The organism is Micromonospora craterilacus, from assembly GCF_003236315.1.
Taxonomy (GTDB): Bacteria; Actinomycetota; Actinomycetes; order Mycobacteriales; family Micromonosporaceae; genus Micromonospora; species Micromonospora craterilacus.
In genome coordinates, this window is sequence record NZ_POTY01000364.1 from 1 (window position 1) to 4241 (window position 4241).

The following is a 4241-nucleotide window of genomic DNA, read 5'->3' on the forward strand; positions in this document are numbered from 1 at the left end:
GGCTGGGGGTGTGGGCGCGGTCGGCGATGCCGGCGAAGAGTTCCTTCAACGCCTCGACCGAGCTGACCCGCGGCCGCCAGCCCAGCTCGTGCTCGGCCCGCTCGCTGGACATCAGCGGCACGTTCAACGCCAGCTCCACCCAGCCGGCGTCGACCGGTTGCAGCCGGGCCCGCCAGGTGAGCGCGGCGGCGGCGCGCAGCAGCGGGGCGGCCACCGGCACCGTCCAGCCGTGGAAGTGCCGGGCCACCAACTCCGGAGTCAGCACCGGGTCCGCGGCAACGTTGAAGGCACCACGCGCGTCACCCAGAATCGCCCGGGCGTACGCGTCGGCCACGTCGTCCGCGTGCACCGCCTGCATCCGCAGCCGACGGTTGGCCGGCACCAGCGGCAGCCGACCGAAACGGAGCAGCCGCACCGGCACCAGCCGCCCGAGAAAATAGCGGGTGATCTCGGTGCCGGCGGCCCGCTGGAAAATCAGCCCTGGGCGCATCCGCACCAGCCGCAGCGCAGGATGGCTCCGCTCGATACCGTCGAGCATCTCCTCCACCGCCGCCTTGTCCCGGCTGTACGACGACTCGGCCACCCCGGTCGCCGGCCACCGCTCGCTGATCGGCAGATCCTTCGGACCGGGCGCGTACGTGCCGACCGACGAGGCGTACACCAGGGCCGGCACCCCGGCGCGCAGCACCGCGTCGACCACCGCCCGGCTGCCGCCCACGTTGGTGCGGCGCATCACGTCCTGGTCGTGGCTGGGCTGGATCTGCCAGGCCAGGTGCACCACCGCGTCGGCCCAGGCAAAAATCTCGGTGAGTTGATCGGCCGCACCGGGCAGCCCGATGTCGCAGGAGCGCCAGCGCACCTCGTCGTACGGCTCACCCGCCCCCAGGACGGGCGGCCGGCGCGCCACCCCGACGACCTGGACCTCACGCTCCCGCCGCAACCGGCGCAGCAGCGCAGTGCCCACGTTGCCGCTCGCCCCCACCACCACGATCCGCATGCCCGGCCCCGTACCCGGTCAGCCGCCGTCCAAGCCCATCGGTTCGGTGCGGCCTATCGGGCCAGCAGGGCACCGATCAGGCAGACAAAGGCGGCGACCGAGCTGATCGTCCGGACCAGGTTCCAGCGCACCCAGGGCGCCTCGAACCGCTGTCGTACCGCCGCCAGGTCGGTGGTCCCGTCAACCGACCCGGCGGCGTCCAACTGGTTATTAAGCGGCACGTTGCACCGCATCGTTACGCCGAACGTGACCAAATGGCCGACCAGCGCCGCGACGAGCCAGACCAACACCGCGCCACCGGCGCGGAAATACCCGGCCACCGCCAGCGCGACCAGCAGCGGCCCGCCGAGGAACATCGACAGGAACCACCCGTTGAGGATCTTCCGGTTGATCGACTGCATGGTGCCGACAAGCGTCCGATCGTCGGTCGCGGCCAGACCCGGCATCACCGAGCAGGCGTACGCGAAGAACAGCCCCGCCACCAGCCCGGTGCTCAACGTGGCCCCGGCCAGGACTGCAATGCGGATCGGCTCCGGCACGCTGGACCTCCCCCTGTCGTACTGCCGACTGAACCGATCCTGCCAGCCCCGGTCGAACCCCTCGACCCCGTACGCTGGCCGGCACACTGTTCCGGAGCCATCGATGCCGGCCCGGAAGCCGCGAGCCCGCTCCCGCGGGTGTCCGGTAACCTGAGCGCGCGGGCCGCTAGCTCAATGGCAGAGCTGTGGACTTTTAATCCATAGGTTCAGGGTTCGAGTCCCTGGCGGCCCACCATGCACCGCCTCTGAGCTGCGGGAACGCCCAGCGAAGATCATCGGGCACAACCAGGGCACAACTCAGCTCCGATCTTGGTCGGTGGGAGCTTCCCGCCGCTGGCTGTCTGCCTTCCGCAGCAGGTCACCGACCAGGCCGCGCGGTCGGTCCTTCTTCGGCAGCCAGTGGACGTAGGTTTCCAACGTGATGCGCAGGTTGGCGTGCCGAAGCGCCTTCTGCACCTCCTGGGGCTCCACGCCGTTGCTCATCAGCGTGGTGGCGAAGAAGTGGCGCAGGGAGTGGAAGGTGCCTTCCTTCGGCCAGCCGGCGGCCTCGCGCCAGTCCGCCCACAGCTCCGACCAGTAGGTGTCGGTCAGCAGCTTCCCCCGCGACGAGGTGAACAGGACCGCCACCGGACGAGTCAGCCGCTCCCCGGTGGTGATGTCGGGTAGCTCGAACTCGACGGAACCGACATCGGCCAGGTGCCCGGCAAGTTCCTCGGCGACCACCGCGTCCAGGTCCACGGTGCCGGTGGAGCCGCTCTTCGGTGTCGAGAGGTAGAAGCCACCGTAGTGCTGCGGCGAGTGCCGCAGTTGCTGGATGACGTGCAGTTCGCCACGGTCGTAGTCCGCGCAGCGGGAACCGGCTTCCAGGCCCAGGACCTCACCAAGGCGAAGCCCTTCCCCGGCTCCCAGCCAGATAGCCGCCCGGAACCGGCGCGGTACCACCTCGGCGAGCTTGAGCACCTGGTCGTTGGTGGGAACCCACTTCGGTGCCCGCGAGAGACCGCGCAGGATCTGCGCGAGCTTCACTCCGTTGCAGGGGTTGTCGGGAATCACCTTGTCGATAACGGCGGCGTTCATGATGGTCTTGAACAGCCCGAAGTACAGGCTCACCGACGATTTCGGCGTGCCGTCATCGAGCAGCCGGCCAAGCCAGGCCAGCACGTCCGTCAGGTTGATCGAGCGGATAGCCTTCTCACCGAACACGGGTAGGAGATGCTTCCGCAGGTTTTGCGGGATGCGGCGTCGCGTTTCCGTGGCCCAGCCCGATTCGCGGGACTCCCTCCACCGCTGCGCGTACTCGGCGAAGGTCAGCTGCGCTTCCTCCCGCTTCACTCGCACCTGTGGTGCCGCACCCGAGCGGCACGCCAAGTCGAAGGCTTCCGCGTCCCGCTTGAGGTCGAACAGCTTTTCGCGGTCGTCGTTGTCGGCGTCGACGTAGCGAACCCGCCACCGCTTTCCCCGGCCGTGCCGCTTGGACGGAAGCGGCTTCTTCGTGGTGGGGTCGCGTTGCTTGAGGAACCACAGGTCATCGATCGGCATGTCAGGCCGCCTGGTCGTCGAGCCACGCCCGGACCTCGGACGGCTTGTACCGCAGGTGCCGGCCGACCTTGAAAGCGCGCGGACCGGTTCGACGGTGCCGCCACTGGTAGAGCGTGCCGACGGGAACACGGAGGAACGCGGCCGTCTCGCTGATCGACCACAGGTCCGGTGGCGAGGCCGGGACGATTTCGGCCACGGGTTCTCCCCTCTGTTGACGATGGTGTGATTGCGGCTCTCGCCGGTCAGTGCCGGCTCGCGCGTGGCTCATGGCTTGGGCCTCCTGGGTCATGCGGCGGGCGTGAGGACGGGTTGGGCGGTGCCGAGTTCGTGGGCGAGTTCTTCGCGGCCGGTGGCGCGTCGCTCTCTGGCCATAGCGGCAGCAGTGGAGGCGAGCAGGGCGTCACCTGAGGTGTGCCAGCCGACGCCGGCGAAGGTGAGGGTGCCGACGATCAGGGGCGTGGTGTCGTCGAGGTGGTCGACGGCGCGGAGTGTGCCGGTGTGGTCGTCGGCCTGGTCGTGGTGCTCGTGTCGTCGGAAGCTCACGCGGGTGTCGCGCAGGAGTTGGAAGGTCACCGAGTAGCGACGGCCTTTGGTGAGGAAGTGGCCGCCGAAGCCGAGCATGTGCGCCCAGCGGCGCAGCCGCGCGTATGGGTTGGTCGTCGCGGGTTTCGTCGGTTCGGTGTCAAGGGCGGCTTGACGTTCGGCGACGCAGACGGGGCAGGCGGCGTAGCGGGTGTGGGTGCCGCAGTCGGGGCATTCCCATCGGTCGACGAAGCCGGGCCGGGGTCGGTGGTCACGAGGTCGCTCGGACAGCGGTATGGGTGTGTGGGTGGGTCGGCCGATGCGCCAGCAGGCGTCGATGAGGCGGGCGGTGTGGTCGCCGTCGGGGTCGGCATAATCCCCGATGCTGTCGGCGGTCAGGCGGGTGGAGGTGTGCCCGGTGGCCTCGGTGCTCTTGGTGGCGTACTTGGCAAGGTAGCCGGCGACCAGGCCGTCAGTGACTTCACCCGTGCCGGTGGTGCTGATGGGTCGGAGGTCGAGGCCCTTGTCCGGATCGCCCCAGGCGATGGGCCAGCCGTCGGCCCGGTCGGGATGCGGCGGGGTGTGGAAGACGATCTGTGCGGCGGCGTGGTGGAGCGCGTCGACGAGGTCGGCGACGCCGAAGC

General features: G+C 69.5%; 5 protein-coding genes and 1 tRNA gene. 1 reads left to right on the plus strand and 5 read right to left on the minus strand.

Translation table 11 applies throughout. The annotated features are described in order from the left end of the window. Both C1I95_RS32165 and C1I95_RS32170 read right to left on the minus strand, forming a co-directional pair. Window positions 1-997: NAD-dependent epimerase/dehydratase family protein (locus tag C1I95_RS32165; RefSeq protein WP_111219667.1), on the minus strand; the 997-nt coding region annotated here is incomplete at its 3' end. A 53-nt stretch (window positions 998-1050) separates the two neighbouring features. Then, window positions 1051-1536 (minus strand): anthrone oxygenase family protein, encoded by a 486-nt coding sequence (locus tag C1I95_RS32170; protein ID WP_111219669.1) that lies wholly within the window; start codon window positions 1534-1536, stop codon window positions 1051-1053. A 160-nt stretch (window positions 1537-1696) separates the two neighbouring features. Here C1I95_RS32170 and C1I95_RS32175 point away from each other — a divergent pair. Further along, window positions 1697-1771 (plus strand) — tRNA-Lys (locus tag C1I95_RS32175). A gap of 62 nt (window positions 1772-1833) precedes the next feature. Here C1I95_RS32175 and C1I95_RS35550 read toward each other — a convergent pair. The 3 genes from C1I95_RS35550 to C1I95_RS32190 all read right to left on the minus strand — a co-directional run. Then, window positions 1834-3075, minus strand: a complete 1242-nt coding sequence (locus tag C1I95_RS35550; RefSeq protein WP_158566518.1) for a tyrosine-type recombinase/integrase — start codon at window positions 3073-3075, stop codon at window positions 1834-1836. 1 nt (window position 3076) lies between these two features. Next, window positions 3077-3262: a helix-turn-helix transcriptional regulator gene (locus tag C1I95_RS32185; RefSeq protein ID WP_233514017.1), complete on the minus strand. Its 186-nt coding sequence runs from the start codon at window positions 3260-3262 to the stop codon at window positions 3077-3079. Between the two features lie 98 nt (window positions 3263-3360). Next, window positions 3361-4241, minus strand: an 881-nt coding sequence (locus C1I95_RS32190) for a replication initiator (RefSeq protein ID WP_325048886.1), incomplete at its 5' end; no start/stop codon positions are given.